We start from the raw sequence: 15714 nt of genomic DNA, 5'->3' as shown, positions 1-15714 counted from the left end.
GTGGGGGGAGCGGTCGGTTGCGGCGGCGGGCTCAGCGGACCAGATAGCCCCCGTCCACCGGGAGGACGTGGCCGTTCACGTAGTCCGAGGCGCGGGACGCGAGGAAGACCGTCGCGCCCATCAGGTCGGCGACCTCGCCCCAGCGGCCGGCCGGGATGTGGTCCAGGACCCGCTGGTTGGTCTCGGGGTTCGCCCGCGTCGCCTCGGTGATCCTGGTCGCGAAGTAACCGGGCGCGATGGCGTTGACCTGGATGTTGTGCTGGGCGAGTTCGTCGCAGTACGCCTTGGTGAAGCCGACGATGCCGTGCTTGGTGGCCGCGTAGGCGGGCGACCACTGGCCGCCGAGGAAGGAGAACATCGAGGCGATGTTGATGATCTTGCCGGAGTGCTGCGGGATCATGAACCGGATCGCCTCGTGGCTCAGCTCGAACGGGGCCGTGAGGTTGATGTCGATCATCGGGTCCCACTGCTCGCGGCCGAACTGCTCGACGTCGGCGATGGTGCAGATGCCCGCCGAGTTCACCACGATGTCGACCGATCCGAAGGCCTCCACGCAGCCCTCGACGATCCGGCGGGGCACGCCCGGCTCGGTCAGGTCGGCCGCCATGAACTCCATGCGGCGGCCCTCGGCCTCGATCAGCTTGCGGGTGGTGCCGTCGTCCTCGGTCACGGAGGGCACGAAGACGTTGGCGCCCGCCTTGGCGAGGGCCAGCGAGAAGGCCCGGCCGAGCCCGGTGTTGCCGCCGGTGACGACGGCGTTGCGGCCGTCCAGGGAGAAGAAGTCGCGGTTGAACTCGGTGATGTCCATGAGGGGAGTGACCTTCCTCAGATCGCGGGGGCCGGCTCGGTGGGAGCCGGTGCGGACGCCTCGGCACGGGCGGCCAGTTCCCTGCGGCGGGTACGGATGGTGAGCGTGGTGAAGAGCAGGCCGAGCAGCGCCGCGGCGAGCAGGAAGACGAACATCGTCGTGTAGCCGCCGCCGCGCTCGGGCACCGCCGGACTGGCCGACGGGTCGCCGATCCACCAGGCGGCGAGCGAGGGGAGGAACGCGTCGGGCAGGAACGCGATCCCGGAGACCAGGCCGAGGACGCCGCCGCGCTCGTTCGCCGGGATCTCCACCTCGCCGACGGTGGCGAAGTACACGCCCCGGCCGGCGAAGACGAACAGGCACAGCAGGAACATCAGGGCGACGGCGACCCCGCCGAGGGCCGGGCTGCGCGGCATGACCAGGAACACCGCGGCGACGGCCGCGCACCCCACGAACATCCAGCGCAGGAAGCGGGGCGTCGACCGGGTGACCTTGTCGACGATCACGCCTCCCGCGGGCCCGGCGGCGAACTGGAAGACGTACGTGCGCACGACGCCGATGACACCGATCAGGCCGGCCGCGATTCCGTAGCGGTATTCGAGCAGCGGGGAGAAATAGCCGAGCGTGGAGTAGAAGCAGTACATCATCATGACGGTGAGCCCGATGAGCCAGGTGTACTTGTTCCTGGCGGCCCGCCACAACTGCTTCAACGTGACGGTGCTGGAATCCAGCGCGGCCACTTTCTCCTTGTCGCTGTCCACGAAGAACCAGACGAGCGCGGCGAACACGAAGGCGAGTATTCCGTAGAGCCGGATGAGCCAGGCGACCCCGGCGGCCTGGGTGACGGCGGTGGCCACGAGGGCGGTGCCGACGAAGCCGATCAGGGTCGAGGTGACCCCCCGCGCGCCTTCCAGGAATCCGAAGAGGCGGCCCTGCTCCGAGGCGTCGCCCAGCATTCCGATGGCTTTGAGCAGAGCCGGCCAGTAGAGGCCGGTGCCGAACACCGCCATGAGTGCGTGGGCGATGAGCGTCCCGGCGTAACCAGGGGCCTGCGCGATGTACAGGTCGAGTACGCCGGTCCCGGCCAGACCCAGGGTGACCAGGGTCTTCGGCGAGAACTTGTCGGCGAACCAGCCGCCCGCGAAGTACATCACGATCGCCACGATGCCGAACACGGAGATGATGTTGCCGTAGTCCTGCGTCGAAAGGTGCAGCGCCTCGGCGGTCGGGCCGAGGAAGACGAAGCGGATGTAGGCGACCTGGAAGATGATGCCGCACGACATCGACAGGATCAGAAATCCCGTCCATTTCCTGGCTCGGTTCACAGTCCACCTCGTTGTGGCTAGTAAGCGGGCAAAAAAAAGAACAGCAACCCTCGACGAGCGAGTGGTTACTGTTCTCTGGTCTCTAGTAACTGCTCCGGCGCGGAACCGAAGCCGATATGCGATTGTGGCGGCCGATCGAGTGGCCGCGACGTAAACCTAGAGTGACGCTCCGGCGAGTGTCAAGGGTTCGCCGGGTGTGTCACATCTCCCATACGTCGGTATTCGACGAGGCGATGGCGGCGGCCCCCGCCTTCAGCGCGGCGAACACGTCGTCCCGGTCGCAGACCAGGCCGCCCGCGATGAGCGGCACGTCGATGTCGGCGACGACCCAGGAGATGACCCTCGGCATGCATCCGGGGAGGATCTCCACGCAGTCCGCCTGGGACGACCGCACCTGCGGGGCGAGCTTGCGGTACGAGAGGGAGTCGATGAGGAAGAAGCGGTGCACCGCGTACAGGCCCAGTTCGCGGGCGGCGCGCACCATGAACGCCTTGGAGCTGAGGATCCCGTCGGCGCGCGTCTTCTCCTTCACGTAGCGGACCACGATCTCCTTGCCGGCGAAACCTTCCAGCAGGTCGACGTTGACCAGGACGGTCCGCCCGTCGTCCTTCAGACGGTCGACGATCTCGGGGAGGTCCAGGAGCGTGCCGTAGAGCAGGAAGACGATGCGGCAGTCGGAGCGCAGTACGGTCTCCAGGCCTTCCGCGTCCTTGACGCTGGCGACGACCGGGTGGTCCTCCAGGAGGGCGGGCAGCGGTGTGGTGTCCAAAGAGCTCTCCCGGGAGGCACAGGCAGAAGGCGCGGACGGCGTCCTCCCCTCAGGGTATGACGCCGGTTCCGGCCCCCGGCGCCCGGCCCGCGTGGCCGAGGTTCGGCGCACGGCGGGAGCGGGCCCGGGGAACCTATCGGGTGGCGCGGATCGCCGAGATGTCGAACTGGAGCCGGACCTTCTCGCTGACCATGCTGCCGCCGGCCTCGAGCCGCTGGTTGTAGACGAGACCCCACTCCCTGCGGTCGATGGTCGTGGTGCCGTCGAAGCCCGCGCGCTCGTAACCGAACGGGTCCATGACGGAGCCGAGGTAGTCCAACTGGATCTCCACGGACCGGGTCCGGTCGCGGATCGTGAGGTCCCCCGTCATGCGGAAGCTCTCGCCCGCCTCGTGGACCGTGGAGGTGCTGCGGAAGGTCATCTCCGGATAGCGGCGCGCGTCGAAGAAGTCCCGGCCCACGAGGTGACCGTCCCGCTGCTCCACACCCGTGTCGACACTGGCGACGCGGATGACCAGTTCCGCCCGGGACTCGGAAGGCCGGGCCCCGTCGAAGTAGAGCGTGCTGTCGTAGTCGGCGAAGGCCCCGCGCACGGTCGTGACCATGGCGTGCCGCACGGAGAAGCCGATCCGGCTGTGCGGGCGGTCGATGGTCCAGTGTCCGGTCAGTGCCCGCAGCGCCGGGTCGAGCATGGCGTCGCTCGTCGCGGACCGCCCGAGGGGGTGGTCGGAGTCGACAGCCGGCGGCGGGTCGATGACGGCGGTCTGACGGCGGCTGAAGATACCCATGGAGTCGTGGCCTTTCCGAGTCGGTCACCTGGTGCTATCACGGAGCCGACCGGTAGGACGCGGCAAGATGTCTGACCTCGTCTGGCTTCCATGATGCCGACCGCAGAACTGCACAAGATCGACATGAATCCGGTGCCGCCGCCCGGTGCCGACCCGGGGGGCCATCGCGCCGGGAGGGGGTGAGGGCCGGTGTCCCGCCGGGCTACCCGGCGGGATCCTCCTCTGCCTGCCGGACGGCGCGCTTGACCGCGCTCTCGACACCTTCCGCCGACTGGCCGCTGACCGTGGCGTGGTCCGCGATCGCGGCCTGCGCGGCTTGGGCCGCCGCACGCCAGGCCCGGTGCTGCGCGTCGAACTCCTCGCCGTCGAGTCCGGCGAGCCGCGCACGCTGCTCTTCCGCGGCCCGTTCAAGAACGATCAGATCCTCGGGAATGTCCACGCCGCCGATCCTAGGCCTGGACCCGGCGCCGCCCCGTCCCCGACCCGCGGGCACCACGGGGTGCGGCGAGGCCCGGGGCGCTCGGGGGAGCGGGTGGCGCCGAGGGCGGTCGGCACGCATCCCGCGGCCGCGCCCTCCCGGACGCTCGACGGCCCGGCCGTGTGGGGAACGCCTCCGACGGGGAACCGGCAGAGGAGCGGAACACCCAGGCGACGCGGAGGATCCATGGGCGAGTACCCCCGGCTGCTGCACACCGTGCTGGACACCACCGATCCCAGGCGACTGGCCGAGTTCTACCGGAACCTGCTCGGCCTGACGTACCGGCCGGGGGACGAACCCCCGGCCGACGGCGCGCCGGAGGCACCCGACTGGCTCGTGCTGCGCACGCCCGACGGAACGAACCGCCTCGCCTTCCAGCTGGTGGACCGGCTCCCGCGCACGACGTGGCCGCTGCACGACGTTCCGATGCAGGCGCACCTCGATCTCACCGTGCCGGACTCCGCGGCGCTGGCACGTCAGCGTCTGAGGGCCGAGTCGCTGGGGGCGGAACTCCTGCTCGACCGCTCCGGAGATCAGGAGGAGCCGCTGTACGTGCTCGCGGACCCCTCGGGGCATCCGTTCTGCCTCTTCGTCTCCTCGGCGCACCCGGTACCGGAGGGGGAGCGGGACCGCCCGCAGTGAGGACGTCCGGGCGCGCCACCGAGGAGCGGATCTTCGACGGGTACCCCGACGTCGCTGCCGACCCGCCGCACCGGCGTACGCTCCCACCGTCCTCGACGGTCCGGCGGGAGGTCTGCCGGAGGGTCGTCAGTGGGCGCTGTTGGCTTCCATCAGGGGCTGCGGCCCCGTCTGCCCGATGCGGTCGGTCTCGTCCTGGACCAGCAGGGAGAGCAGCGAGGCCACGGTGAGGCCCGCCTCGGCCGGGTGACGCAGGACCTTGTCCGGGTCTATGCGGTACGTGTTGGTGCGCCCGTCGCGGGTGTGGGACAGGTAACCGTCCTGCTCCAGGTCCGAGATGATCCGCTGGACGGCGCGCTCCGTGAGACGGCAGTGGGCGGCGATGTCGCGGATCCGGATGTTCGGGTTGTCGGCGATGGCCGCCAGTACGCGCGCGTGGTTGGTGATGAACGTCCATCCGCTGTGCGACTCAGATACTCCAACCATGCGCAGCATTGTATGACCATCTTTGCCTGATGCAGAATACGTGACATACTTTTCGCGTAATGGATGGCGCGATCCCCCACGGGAGAGTCACAGGAGGGACCCGAGGGTGTCTGTCGACGAGGCCGGAACAGGGGCCGGAGCAGAGGCCGCGACACACGGACGAGCGGTCGATGCCGACGGCGAGCGGGGGGTGCCTGCCGTACCGACCGGTGTGCGCGTTCCGGACCGGGCGGCGGTGGTGCAGTACGAGTGGCACGGCGCGTGGGTCGTCGTCGCGAACGGCGCGTACGACATGCACTCCATCACGCCACTGGCGGAAGCGATGGAGGTGGCGGCGGCCAAGCACGAGAAGGTGGTCGTGGACGCTTCCGGGATCGTGTTCGCGGACTCGACACTCCTCAACCTCCTGATCCACACCCACTTGTCCACCGATCTGCGCGTGGCCGCGCCGACGGCCCAGCTGAAACGGATCCTGGAACTCACCGGCGTGGACACCATCCTGAAGGTGCGCGGGACGGTGGAGGACGCCGCTGTCGGCTAGGTTCCGCCGCTGCCCCGTGGAGCATCGGGCCTGCGGGCAGGTCGGTGCCGGTGCTGCAGGGAAGTGCGGGCAGGATGGCCCGTGTGGAAGCGAAGAAGCCGCCGGACAGGACCCCCGACGGCCGGTTCGTCGTCGTGCGGGGACGCAAGTGGCGGGCGACCGACCCGTCCGTACCCGAGGAGACGGAGGCCCGGCTGCGGCGTCACCTCATGTCGGCCCGGCGCGCGGTGCGTTCGGCCACGACCGCCGGTGACCCGGAGGCCGAGCGCGAGGCGCGGGCACGGGTGCACCGGGCCAAGATCGCGTTGGGGGAACGGGGCACACCCTGGTGGGAACAGAGCGAGGACGAGCGCCGCCGGCGTTGGGAGGAAGGACTCGCGTCCCTCGACGCGGAGGAGGCCCACCGGCTTCCGCCCTGATCCCCCGACGCCCCGATCTCCCGACGCCCGGAGGCCCACCCCACCGTTCAGACCAGCTCGCCGTTGCGGGCGACCACCCGGCCTCCGTGGACGACCATGTCGCGCTGGGGCATGTCGACCACGACCTGCGGCAGGCACTCGCCGCGCAGCAGCACGAAGTCGGCCGGCGAACCCGGTTCCAGGTCGGCCCGGGGCAGGCCCATCACGTCGGCGCCCCCGTGCGCCCCGGTGGTGTAGCAGGAGGACAGCTCCTCGTCGAGACGTACGTCGGTGACCCAGCCCAGCAGATGGGTGCGGTGGAGCATGTCCGCGTTCCCGAAGGGGCTCCAGGAGTCGCGCACCCCGTCCGAGCCGAGCCCGACCCGTACCCCGTGCTCGCGCAGCGTGGTCACGGGCAGTACCAGGGACTCGTTCGGCGCGACCGTCGTCAGGGCGATGTCCAGCTCGGCCAGGTCCTCGGCCGTCGACCGCAGCTCGCTCTCGGCGAGGAACGGCAGGCAGAAGATGTGGCTGACCGTCACCCGGCCCCGCAGGGACAGGGCCCGGGTGCGTTCGATGATGCCGCGCAGCACCCGGGTGCCCTTCTCGTCGCGGTCGTGCAGGTGGATGTCCACCCCGACGCCGTGCCGGTCCGCGAGGTCGAAGACAAGGTCGAGCTGCTCCTCCGGCGCCTGGTCGAAGCTGATCGGGTCGATGCCGCCGATCAGGTCGACCAGACCCTCGCGCGCCGCGGTCGCCAGCAGCTGAGCCGTGCCGGGGGTACGGATCACGCCGTGCTGGGGGAACGCCACGATCTGCACGTCCAGCGCGTCCGCGAGGCGCTCCCGGGCCTCGGCCACGCCCTCCACACCGGCCAGACCGTAGGCCGGCGCCACGTCCGCGTGGGCCCGCATCGCACGGGTCCCGCGGGTCACGGCGTGTGCCATCAGGGCGTGGGCCCGCTCCCCGACGGGGCGCCGCTGGGAGCGGTACAGGTCGACGTCCTGGGCGCAGTAGTCGGCGATGGAGTCCGCGGGCCGGCGCGACACCCACCCGCCACCCCAACTCGTCTTGTCGGGATGGATGTGCGCGTCGACGAGCGCCGGCAGGGCCATCCGTCCGGCACCGTCCACCACCTTCGCGCCCCGGGGCGCGGGCCGGTCGGAGATCCGACCGTCGACGACCGTCAGATCGACCGCCTCCCGCCGCCCGAAGGGCCGCACGTCGCGGAAGACGACGGCCTTCCGCGCGGAGCGGGCGGGGTCCGGTGCCGCCTGTGCCGTGGTGGAGGCGAGGGCGGCGGTGCCGCCGAGCGAGGCCGCGCCCGCGATGACGTGGCGTCGGGTCAAGGGCGGAGTCATGCCGTTCTCCTGGAGGGTGAGAGGGGGCGGGGGCCGGTGCTGCCGTCTTCCACGCCGTTCGGCGCGGGGCGCGGTCAGCGGGGTATGCCCGAACGCACCACACGGGTCGGGGCGGAGAGCACGCCCAGGTCGGCCAGCGGGTCGCCGGCGACCAGGATCAGGTCGCCCGCGTGACCGCGGGTCGGCCGGCCCGCCGTGCCCTCCAGGCCGAGCAGCTTCGCCGCCTGGGTCGTGGCCGTGCGGATCGCGTCGAGCGGTGACAGGCCGGCCGCGTGCATCAGCTCCACCTCGCGGCCGATGGGGTCGACCGAGCCGCCGGAGGAGTCGGTGCCGGCAGCCAGGGGCACACCGGCCTCGTGCGCGGCCAGCACCGCCCGCTTCAGGACCGGCAGATAGGTGCGGCCCCGTTCGGCGAGCACCGGATCCGCCGACGTCGCGAGGCCCGCGATGGCCGTCAGGGTGGGGGTGAACCACGTCCCCCTGCGGCGCATCTCGTACAGCGTGCGCTCCGTGACGAACACACCGTGCTCCAGGGATCGGACGCCCGCCGTCACCGCGTCGTGGCAGCCGCGCTCGCTGTAGCTGTGGCACAGGACGCCGCTGCCACCGGCACGGGCGGCCGCGACCACCTCGCTGAGCTGTGCGTGCGAGTAGACCTGGGTGAGCGGGTCCTGGTCGGGCAGTCCGGCCCGTTCGTTCACCCGCGTCTTGATGACGTCCGCGCCGCGCGCCAGGTTGGTCCGTACGACATGGCGCAGGGCCTCGGGGGAGCGCACCCCGTCCTTCGAACCGGCCAGCGCGGTGAGTTCCGGGTCGGCGAGGACGGTGTCGCCGAGGTCCGGCGTGACGAACACTCCCGCGGCCCGAAGCCGCGGCGCCAGGGTGGGCGCCCGCCGGGCCAGCTCCCGTACGGCGATGTCCTGGAAGAAGTTCGTGGACCCGCTGCGCGCACTGGTGGCACCCTTGCCGACCGCGTCGCGTGCCTCCGCCGCGGTGTTGAGGTGGATGTGCGCGTCGATCAGGCCGGGCAGGACCCACTGGCCGTGGGCGTCCAGTCGCGGCAGCCCGGCCGGGACGGTGGTCCGGCCGCGGGCACCCGCCGCACGCACCACGCCGTCACGGACGACCACGACGGCGTCCTCGGTGACCTCGCCGGTCGCCGGGTCGAGCAGGGTGCCGCCCTCGACGACCAGGTCACCGGTGCGCGGCGGGCGCCGATGCGGCGCCGCGGTCGCCGGGGCGGCGGTCCCTAGGGCGGCCGCGGTGCCGGCGAGGGCCGCCGACGCGGCGAGCACGCCCCGCCGGGTCAGCCTGCTGGACGGGGGCTCGGAGGGTTCGACGCACATGCGGGCTCCTGGGGGCGATCGACAGCCAACCGGACGGGGGGAAGTCACGGGAGGTACTGGCGTCATTTTGTATACCAAGGAGCGCGGGTCGGCAAGGGTGAGGCGCCGCAGGGCCGGGAACCGGGGCGTCGAGATCCATGGTGCGGAGACTTTGTGGGGGTTCGGGCTCAGGGTGGAGGAGGATGGTCAGGCGTTGGGCCTACTTGGTATACAAAGAGGTGTCCCCGAACAGGGAGCGCAGTGCCACGGCCCTGCTGTCCCGGACGTGCAGCAGGGTGCTCGCCGCGGCCGCCTCGTCGTCGCCCGCGGCGATGTGCCGGAAGATCTCCGCGTGCTGGGCCCGCATGTGGGCGGGCTCGGCGCGCATCCCGAAGAGCAACTGCAACTGCCAGCCGAGCTGCTCCATGGTGCGGGCCAGGAGCGGGTTCCCCGCGAGGGCCACGATCCGCTCGTGGAACTCCGTGTGCGCCGCCACCTCGCGGGCGCCCTCGTCCTGGTCGGCGGCCTCCTCGGCCCGTGACAGCGACGCGTGCAGCGCCGCCAGCTCCGGCGGCGGACCGTCCGCGGCGGCGACCCGGCGCGCTGCCAGCCTCGACGCCTGGACGGCCAGCGGCTCCCACACCTCGTACAGGTACCGGACGTCGGCGCGTTCCAGCCGGCGTACGCGCACGCCGCTGTGCGGGAGCAGTTCGAGGAGCCCCTCGGCGACCAGGGCGCGCAGCGCCTCGCGGACCGGCACCCGGGACATCCGCAGTTCCTCGGCCACCTCCCGCTCCACCAGACGTGCGCCCATGGGGTACCGCCGGTCCACGATGCGCCGGCGCACGGCCTCCCGGGCCTGCGCGCTCAGCGACGTCCGGGTCTGCTCCGCTTGCGGTGTGCTGGCTGCCACGTGGACCGTCCCTCGCTGTCGTGGTCAGCACGAGAATACGTTTCGCCCGGGCGGGCGGTGGTCCGGACGGGTTCGTCGCCCGGCGTGCTCGACAGCTCCCGTCGCATCGGCCGGGGGTTCGATGCGAGGACGGTCCGGGAGCGACGACGACGCCTGTCGGCGCGTCGCGGAACGGCGCGCCCCGCCCGTGGTCACGAGGGGGGCGCGCGTCGTGCACGGCCGCTCCCGGAGTCCTCGGTCAGTCTCCGACCAGGACGGGCCCGGGGGCCGGTTCCGGGGCTCGGGAGGTCGCGGAGAAGTTGCCCTCGACCTCGGCCTTCTCGGCCGCGTTCGGGTACGGGTTGGTGCAGGGGACGCCCGCGCTGGAGCCCGACATCAGGCTGGTGCAGGGGCCGGGCTTGCGGTCCGGCAGGCCCAGGATGTGGCCGAGTTCATGGGACGAGATGCGCACCGTGTTGTACCCCTGGTTCACGGCCTGGCGCCCGATGTAGACGGTGCCGTTGCCGAGGGAACCGGGCAGGGCGCGCGGCCAGCCGTTGTCCGCCAGGACGCGGATGTTGGCGCGCTGCCCGGACGCGGCCGGGCGGAGTTCCACACTGTCGACGCTCTCGTTCCATATCGCCGCGCCGCGATCGACCGCGGACCTGAACTCCGCGGCGCCGCTCGCGTCATAGGTGAGGACCCGGGCGGCGGCAGCGGGTGGCGCTGAGCCTTCGGAGGGGACGGCGGCCAGCGCCTGGCCGCCGAGCAGGGACAGGGACGTCAGCAGTGTCGCGGCCAAGCCGCCGGTCAGGGTGCGGACGTGCATGGTCGACCTCCTCGTGGGGGGAAGGTAGTCGCGTTCATGACATCACGTGCCTCCCTGCCCACGTCTCCCCACCGCCAATCCGTCAATCCGGCTGGCCCTTGAAGTGAGCGCCCGTCAGCTCCTCGGAGATCCGCCAGACGCGCCGTGCCTCCTCGGCGTCGCGCAACCGGCCGTACAGCTTCTGCGGTGCCGGCGGGCCACCCATGTGCCCCGACCCCCTCGGCCCGTAGAAGCCCCCGCCGACGGCCTCGGGGGAGGTGGCGGCGAGCAGGGCGGCAACTGCGCCGTGTGCACCGTGCCGACGACGGCCCGCAGGCACTGCGTTGATCCCCGCCGCGGCGGGGACGAGTCCCACCGCAGGAACGCCGCAGGGCGGGACGGCCTCGGTCGCGGGCGCCACCGCCTCGGCGCGGGACGGCGCCGCAACGGCCTTAGCGGGCAGGGCGGATGAGGCGGTCAACGATCGCTGATGGCCGATAAACGATCGTTGTCACCGTGCGGAGTTGTGCGTACGCTGCCACGCAGTTCCGGCGCCTCGGCCATCAGGGAGCAGATCGTTGGAGTCGCAGACCTCGCTGGCCCGGACGCTGCTGCGCCTGGACCGGGCCATCGAAGAGCAGGGCCTCACGCGTGCCCGGTTCCTCGATCCCTCGGTGCTGGCGGCCACGACGGCCCTGCCGGAGAGCGTCGTCCGGCAGCTGCTCGCAGGCGGGAGGCCGCCCGACGACACGGTCGGCGAACGGGTCCGCGGACGTATCAAGGCGCTCGGCGACGCCCACCTGCGCCGCCACGGCACGATCATGAGGGACCTGGCCGCCGAGGTCTCCGCACGCACCGGCATCTCCGACGTATGGGCCCGCGCGGTCTGCGACGGCAGGAAGACGCCGAACGTGGAACTCCTGCACCACCTGGTGGGATTCTTCGGCGTGGAGGGCGGGGAGTCGTTCTTCACCGCGCCGGCCGACGAGGCGCTCGCACGCGTCCTGCGCCCACTGGCGCACAAGTTGGAGCATCCGCACCTGGGCCCCGAGGCGGCCCTGCACGAGATGGACCCGGTCGCGGCACTGCTGGACCGGTACGGCGTGGTCAGCTCGGACCTGCGGATGCACGGGTCCGTTCCACGGGCGCAGCTGGAGCGCCTTCTGGAAGGAGTTCTGAGGTCGGTGCTGCCTCAGGGGGGAGACGGCGGGCGATGAGCGGCAAAGCCATGAGGGCACTGCTGAGCGCCCTGGGCGCGGAGGCGTCGAAGACGCTCAGCCGGCCGGCCGACCCACGCGACGTCATGCGGGAGTTCTGCCGGGCCATGAGCGTCCGCAAGGGACGGCCGATCGACCTCAGATTCAGCAGGTTCCCCAAGGACATGGCCGACGTGGACGTGTCGGGTGCCCGACTGGACCTCGGGGACCGTTCCATCATCGTGGTCGAGGAGGACACCGCCCCCCTGGCCCAACTCGTCATCCTCGGCCACGAACTCTGGCACGAGGAGGAAGAGGACCGCGGCCACCACATAGCCGGGCTGCACGGCGCCGCCCGCAGCCCCACCGCCCGGCAGCACCCCGAGGCCGTCCGCCGGGCCGTCGAGCAGATCCTCGCACCGAGCGAAGTACCGCGCGAGGCGGTCCTCACCGTGGCGGCACGAGCGGACACGGTCGAGCACCACGAGGTCGAGGCGGAGACCTTCGGCCTGCTCTTCGGCCGGGAAGTGCGCTCCTGGATGAAGGGCCGCTACGCGGAGGGGCCGGTCAGCGCCGCGACCGTCGAAGGACGCATCAACCTCTCGCTGCTCGACCGCGGCGGCCGCATCCTGTGAACGCCCCCTTCCACATCCCGTACGCCGTCCCCACCGTGCTGCTCCTGCTCGCCCTGGTCCTCAAGTTCCCCACCCTGGTCCGGGCCTGGCGCGATCCCGACGTCCGCGCGACCACCCTGCTGCTGAGCTTCGCCACCGTCGTCCTCGTGGTCATCACGCCGGCCAACATCGACCGTCTCAACGAGCTGACCGGAGTACCGAACATCGCGTCCCCCTGGGCGTACAGCTTCCTGACCGCGTTCTGCGCCACCGGCCTGACGATGATCATGCGGTGGAGGGAGGAGCCGTCCCCTCGGCGCCGACAGCGGATGCGCAACGTCTACCGGATCTACGCCGGGGTCGTCGTGGGCCTGTGGACGACGTTCCTCCTCGCCGACGTGCCGGAACCGCGGATCTACGACCTCGACACCTACTACGCGGGCACGCCCTGGATGCGTGAGCACATCCTGCTGTACCTGCTCGCGCACATGGTGTCCTCCCTGGTCGCCACCTACATGCTGTGGAAGTGGTGGCCCAGGATCGAGAACCGCTGGCTGAAGTCGGGCGTCGTCTGCCTGCAACTGGGCTTCGCCTCGGGCGTCGTCTTCGACGCGGTGAAGGCGCTCGCGCTCGGTGCGCGCTGGTCGGGCCAGGACTGGGACGGCCTCAGCACCCGGGTGGCACCGCCGTTCGCCCTCCTGGAAGCGATCCTCGTCGCCGTGGGGTTCATCGTGCCCCAGGTCGGGCCCTCCCTGCGGAACCGGCTGCACGAGCGGCGCGAGTACCGGCAGCTGCGCCCGCTGTGGTCGGCCGTCCGCGACGTGGTGCCGTCGCCCGTCACCCCCCGGTCGGGACGCCGGATGCCCCTGGGCCTGCGCCTGGTGCAGCGCCAGCAGAGGATCCACGACGCCCTGCGCATCCTGGCCCCCTACCTCGACCGGGACCTCCACCTGCGGGCGTGGAACGCCGCGCCGGCCGGCCTCGACGAGGGCCGGGCACGCGGCCTCGCCGGGGCCGTCACCGTCCGGGCGGCCCTCCGGGCCCACCGCGACGAGACGCCGGCCCGGGTGACCTTCGAGAAGCAGCAGCTCGGCGCCGACGTCAGTGACCACATCGACGAGATCTCCCAGAGCCTGCGGCAGCCCCGCCTCATCGACGGCATCCTTCGACGGGTGACCAGAACAGAAAGCGCCAACACAGATGCCTCCTAGCACGAGCCGCCCCGCAGCCGTTGTCATCGGGGCCAGCGCGACCGGCCTGTTCGCCGCCGCCGCCCTCGCGGAGTTCGCCGACGTCGTCCTCGTCGAGCGGGACGTCCTGCCCGACGGACCGACCGCGCGGCGGGGCGTTCCGCAGGCCAGGCACGCGCACCTCGTGTGGAGCGGGGGAGTGCGGGCCCTCGACGAACTGCTGCCGGGCAGTGTCGACGAGGTCGTCGCCCGCGGCGGACGCCTGGCGCACATCATGGGCGACATGGTCTCCCGGGCGCCCAACGAGGTCTGGTTCAGGCGGTTCGTGGCGACCCCCCACCGCAACCTCGTGTGCTCGCGTGACCTGCTCGACGCCGTGCTGCGCGCACATGTCCTCGCGGACCAGCGCATCACCCTGCGGCAGGACACCACGGCGCTCGGACCGGCGGGCGACGCCACCCGCGTCACCGGGGTCCGCGTCCGTGACGGCGACGGGGAGTCGACGCTCCCGGCCGACCTGGTCGTCGACGCCTCGGGGCGCGGCTCCCGCGCCCCGCGCTGGCTGGCGGAACTGGGCCTGCCGCAGCCCGCCGAACGGACGGTGGACGCCGGGGTCACCTACGCCACCCGCGTCTTCCGCGCCCCTCACGCCACCGCCGACCTGGCCTTTCCGATCGTGAACGTCCAGGCCAACCCCGCGAAGGCGCCGGGCCGGGGCGGCATCATCCTGCCCGTGGAGGACGGCCGGTGGATCGTCACCCTCTCCGGCACGCGGGGCGGTGAGCCCAGCGGCGACCCCGAGGCCTTCGTCGGCTTCGCACGAAGCCTCGGCGACCCGGTCATCGGCGAACTCCTCGAGGAAGCCGAACCGATCGGTGACGTGGCCACCTCCCGGTCCACCGCCAACACCCGCCGCTACTACGAGAAGGCCGGGCAGTGGCCCGCCGGGTTCGTCGTCCTGGGAGACGCCGTCGCCGGCTACAACCCCGTGTACGGCCACGGCCTCACGGTCGGCGCGCAGTGCGCCCTCGCGGTACGCGCCGTCCTCAGGACCACGAGCATCACCGCCCCCGGCACCGCGAGACGCCTCCAGCGCGCCGCGGCCCGCCCGGTCGGCGCGGCCTGGGACCTGGCGGTGGGTCAGGACGCCCTCTACCCCGGTGCGACGGACACTCCGCTCACCGGAGCCGAGCGGCTGCTGGCCCGTTACGTCGACCGTGCCGTCGAGACCGGCGCAGCCCATCCGCGTGCGCTGGGTGCCCTGTTGGACGTGATGAGCCTGGAGAAGCGGCCCACTCGCCTGTTCTCGCCCGACATGCTCCTGCCGATGCTGTTCGGCCCGAAGAAGCCGCGGCTACCGGGCCCGCCCCTGAGCGACAGCGAGAGGAAGAGCGCCCTGTCCTGAATCCGGCGGGAGTCCCCCGGTCGCCACCAGCCACGTCGTCCCCGTGGCGGCCGGTGACGGCGTCGGCGGGACGGCCGGTGTGCTCTGCGCCGGCGGCTGCCCGCAGTGACCGGGTGCCGCCCACGCCCAGCGCCGTGCGGCAGGAGGGGCGCTGCTCAGTGCTTCTGCCGGGCGAGGAACTCCTCGAACGCCGCCCCTGCTTCGGGACCATGAACCCCTGGCGTACCTCGCGGGCCCCGTCCTGGAGCCGGCGGGCCTCTTCCGGGGCGAGCAGCTCGGCGACCACCGCACCCTCGGGTGCGACCGCCGTCCGCCCTCCCACCCGCCGTCCGAGCAGCGTGTAGGGACCGAACTCCTCCGGATGGGCGAGTTCGTGTCGCGTACTCCCCGCAGCGGCCCGGTCCTCGTCCTCGTCCTCGGTGTGCCTCGCGTGGCGGTGGTCGGGGGCTCAGTGCTCCCAGAGCGCCAGTGTGGACGCGGGCACCAGCATCAGGTGCTCCGTTTCGCGTCCCTCCCACCTGAACGTGACGGTGACGGGCTCGCCCACCGTCTCGGCCATCCTGAGGACCTCTCCACCTCGTCGTCGACCGGGTGGGCCACCACGTCGATCTCCATGCCCATGGTGCGCAAGGCTGGTGGCCACCTCCGACAGGCCGGGCGCGGTGCCCCGACCGCTCCGCAGTGCCGCTGGG

General features: G+C 71.9%; 17 protein-coding genes and 2 pseudogenes. 7 read left to right on the top strand and 12 right to left on the bottom strand.

The window, feature by feature from the left end; translation table 11 throughout:
• Positions 1–31 precede the first annotated feature (31 nt).
• From AC07FV_RS16830 to AC07FV_RS16810, 5 genes are all read right to left on the bottom strand, one after another.
• On the bottom strand, positions 32–808 hold the full coding sequence (locus AC07FV_RS16830) for an SDR family NAD(P)-dependent oxidoreductase (RefSeq protein ID WP_479087964.1): 777 nt from the start codon (positions 806–808) through the stop codon (positions 32–34).
• 17 nt (positions 809–825) lie between these two features.
• Positions 826–2091, bottom strand: a complete 1266-nt coding sequence (locus AC07FV_RS16825) for an MFS transporter (protein ID WP_479087962.1) — start codon at positions 2089–2091, stop codon at positions 826–828.
• 241 nt (positions 2092–2332) lie between these two features.
• Positions 2333–2902 carry a glycerol-3-phosphate responsive antiterminator gene (locus AC07FV_RS16820; RefSeq protein WP_479087960.1) on the bottom strand — a complete coding sequence of 190 codons (570 nt, stop codon included), beginning with the start codon at positions 2900–2902 and terminating at the stop codon, positions 2333–2335.
• A gap of 133 nt (positions 2903–3035) precedes the next feature.
• Entirely contained in the window at positions 3036–3689 is a 654-nt protein-coding gene (locus AC07FV_RS16815; RefSeq protein ID WP_479087958.1) for a YceI family protein, read from the bottom strand.
• Positions 3690–3891: 202 nt separating this feature from the next.
• Positions 3892–4128: a hypothetical protein gene (locus AC07FV_RS16810; RefSeq protein WP_479087956.1), complete on the bottom strand. Its 237-nt coding sequence runs from the start codon at positions 4126–4128 to the stop codon at positions 3892–3894.
• Positions 4129–4353: 225 nt separating this feature from the next.
• Here AC07FV_RS16810 and AC07FV_RS16805 point away from each other — a divergent pair, with 225 nt between their 5' ends.
• Positions 4354–4809, top strand: a complete 456-nt coding sequence (locus AC07FV_RS16805; protein WP_479087954.1) for a VOC family protein — start codon at positions 4354–4356, stop codon at positions 4807–4809.
• A gap of 126 nt (positions 4810–4935) precedes the next feature.
• Here AC07FV_RS16805 and AC07FV_RS16800 read toward each other — a convergent pair whose 3' ends face one another.
• Positions 4936–5292, bottom strand: a complete 357-nt coding sequence (locus AC07FV_RS16800; protein ID WP_479087952.1) for a helix-turn-helix transcriptional regulator — start codon at positions 5290–5292, stop codon at positions 4936–4938.
• 106 nt (positions 5293–5398) lie between these two features.
• Here AC07FV_RS16800 and AC07FV_RS16795 point away from each other — a divergent pair, with 106 nt between their 5' ends.
• Positions 5399–5833 (top strand): STAS domain-containing protein, encoded by a 435-nt coding sequence (locus AC07FV_RS16795; protein ID WP_479087950.1) that lies wholly within the window; start codon positions 5399–5401, stop codon positions 5831–5833.
• A gap of 74 nt (positions 5834–5907) precedes the next feature.
• On the top strand, positions 5908–6252 hold the full coding sequence (locus tag AC07FV_RS16790) for a hypothetical protein (RefSeq protein ID WP_479087948.1): 345 nt from the start codon (positions 5908–5910) through the stop codon (positions 6250–6252).
• Between the two features lie 47 nt (positions 6253–6299).
• Here AC07FV_RS16790 and AC07FV_RS16785 read toward each other — a convergent pair whose 3' ends face one another.
• From AC07FV_RS16785 to AC07FV_RS16765, 5 genes and pseudogenes are all read right to left on the bottom strand, one after another.
• Complete coding sequence (locus AC07FV_RS16785) at positions 6300–7592, bottom strand: amidohydrolase family protein (RefSeq protein ID WP_479087946.1); 1293 nt, start codon at positions 7590–7592, stop codon at positions 6300–6302.
• A gap of 74 nt (positions 7593–7666) precedes the next feature.
• Complete coding sequence (locus AC07FV_RS16780) at positions 7667–8938, bottom strand: amidohydrolase family protein (protein ID WP_479087944.1); 1272 nt, start codon at positions 8936–8938, stop codon at positions 7667–7669.
• A 199-nt stretch (positions 8939–9137) separates the two neighbouring features.
• Positions 9138–9830 carry a GntR family transcriptional regulator gene (locus AC07FV_RS16775; RefSeq protein ID WP_479087942.1) on the bottom strand — a complete coding sequence of 231 codons (693 nt, stop codon included), beginning with the start codon at positions 9828–9830 and terminating at the stop codon, positions 9138–9140.
• A 238-nt stretch (positions 9831–10068) separates the two neighbouring features.
• Complete coding sequence (locus tag AC07FV_RS16770; protein WP_479087940.1) at positions 10069–10638, bottom strand: snapalysin family zinc-dependent metalloprotease; 570 nt, start codon at positions 10636–10638, stop codon at positions 10069–10071.
• 82 nt (positions 10639–10720) lie between these two features.
• A pseudogene (locus tag AC07FV_RS16765) lies at positions 10721–10944 on the bottom strand (short chain dehydrogenase); the annotation flags it as partial.
• A 251-nt stretch (positions 10945–11195) separates the two neighbouring features.
• Between AC07FV_RS16765 and AC07FV_RS16760 the strand changes: the two are divergent.
• From AC07FV_RS16760 to AC07FV_RS16745, 4 genes are read left to right on the top strand one after another with little or no spacing between them, the layout of a single operon-like run.
• Entirely contained in the window at positions 11196–11834 is a 639-nt protein-coding gene (locus AC07FV_RS16760; protein ID WP_479087938.1) for a hypothetical protein, read from the top strand.
• Positions 11831–12448, top strand: a complete 618-nt coding sequence (locus AC07FV_RS16755) for a toxin (RefSeq protein WP_479087936.1) — start codon at positions 11831–11833, stop codon at positions 12446–12448. The genes AC07FV_RS16760 and AC07FV_RS16755 overlap by 4 nt, the downstream gene beginning before the upstream one ends.
• Positions 12445–13638, top strand: a complete 1194-nt coding sequence (locus AC07FV_RS16750; protein ID WP_479087934.1) for an MAB_1171c family putative transporter — start codon at positions 12445–12447, stop codon at positions 13636–13638. Before AC07FV_RS16755 ends, AC07FV_RS16750 begins: the two co-directional genes overlap by 4 nt.
• Positions 13628–15022, top strand: coding sequence for an NAD(P)/FAD-dependent oxidoreductase (locus AC07FV_RS16745; protein ID WP_479087932.1), 1395 nt, complete (start codon positions 13628–13630; stop codon positions 15020–15022). The genes AC07FV_RS16750 and AC07FV_RS16745 overlap by 11 nt, the downstream gene beginning before the upstream one ends.
• Positions 15023–15177: 155 nt before the next feature.
• On the opposite strand, the pseudogene AC07FV_RS16740 reads toward AC07FV_RS16745, so the two are convergent.
• Positions 15178–15643, bottom strand: a pseudogene (locus AC07FV_RS16740) (hypothetical protein).
• Positions 15644–15714 lie beyond the last annotated feature (71 nt).

It is taken from the genome of Streptomyces sp. NPDC045956 (genome assembly GCF_056430705.1).
This window is presented reverse-complemented; position numbering and strand designations above follow the sequence as displayed.

Bases quoted from the DNA above. Each gene is read 5' to 3' on its own strand.
- AC07FV_RS16815 (WP_479087958.1), bottom strand. From the start codon at position 3,689: ATGGGTATCTTCAGCCGCCGTCAGACCGCCGTCATCGACCCGCCGCCG.
- AC07FV_RS16755 (WP_479087936.1), top strand. From the start codon at position 11,831: ATGAGCGGCAAAGCCATGAGGGCACTGCTGAGCGCCCTGGGCGCGGAG.
- AC07FV_RS16780 (WP_479087944.1), bottom strand. From the start codon at position 8,938: ATGTGCGTCGAACCCTCCGAGCCCCCGTCCAGCAGGCTGACCCGGCGG.
- AC07FV_RS16800 (WP_479087952.1), bottom strand. From the start codon at position 5,292: ATGGTTGGAGTATCTGAGTCGCACAGCGGATGGACGTTCATCACCAAC.
- AC07FV_RS16745 (WP_479087932.1), top strand. From the start codon at position 13,628: ATGCCTCCTAGCACGAGCCGCCCCGCAGCCGTTGTCATCGGGGCCAGC.
- AC07FV_RS16830 (WP_479087964.1), bottom strand. From the start codon at position 808: ATGGACATCACCGAGTTCAACCGCGACTTCTTCTCCCTGGACGGCCGC.
- AC07FV_RS16785 (WP_479087946.1), bottom strand. From the start codon at position 7,592: ATGACTCCGCCCTTGACCCGACGCCACGTCATCGCGGGCGCGGCCTCG.
- AC07FV_RS16825 (WP_479087962.1), bottom strand. From the start codon at position 2,091: ATGTCGTGCGGCATCATCTTCCAGGTCGCCTACATCCGCTTCGTCTTC.
- AC07FV_RS16805 (WP_479087954.1), top strand. From the start codon at position 4,354: ATGGGCGAGTACCCCCGGCTGCTGCACACCGTGCTGGACACCACCGAT.
- AC07FV_RS16790 (WP_479087948.1), top strand. From the start codon at position 5,908: ATGGCCCGTGTGGAAGCGAAGAAGCCGCCGGACAGGACCCCCGACGGC.
- AC07FV_RS16770 (WP_479087940.1), bottom strand. From the start codon at position 10,638: ATGCACGTCCGCACCCTGACCGGCGGCTTGGCCGCGACACTGCTGACG.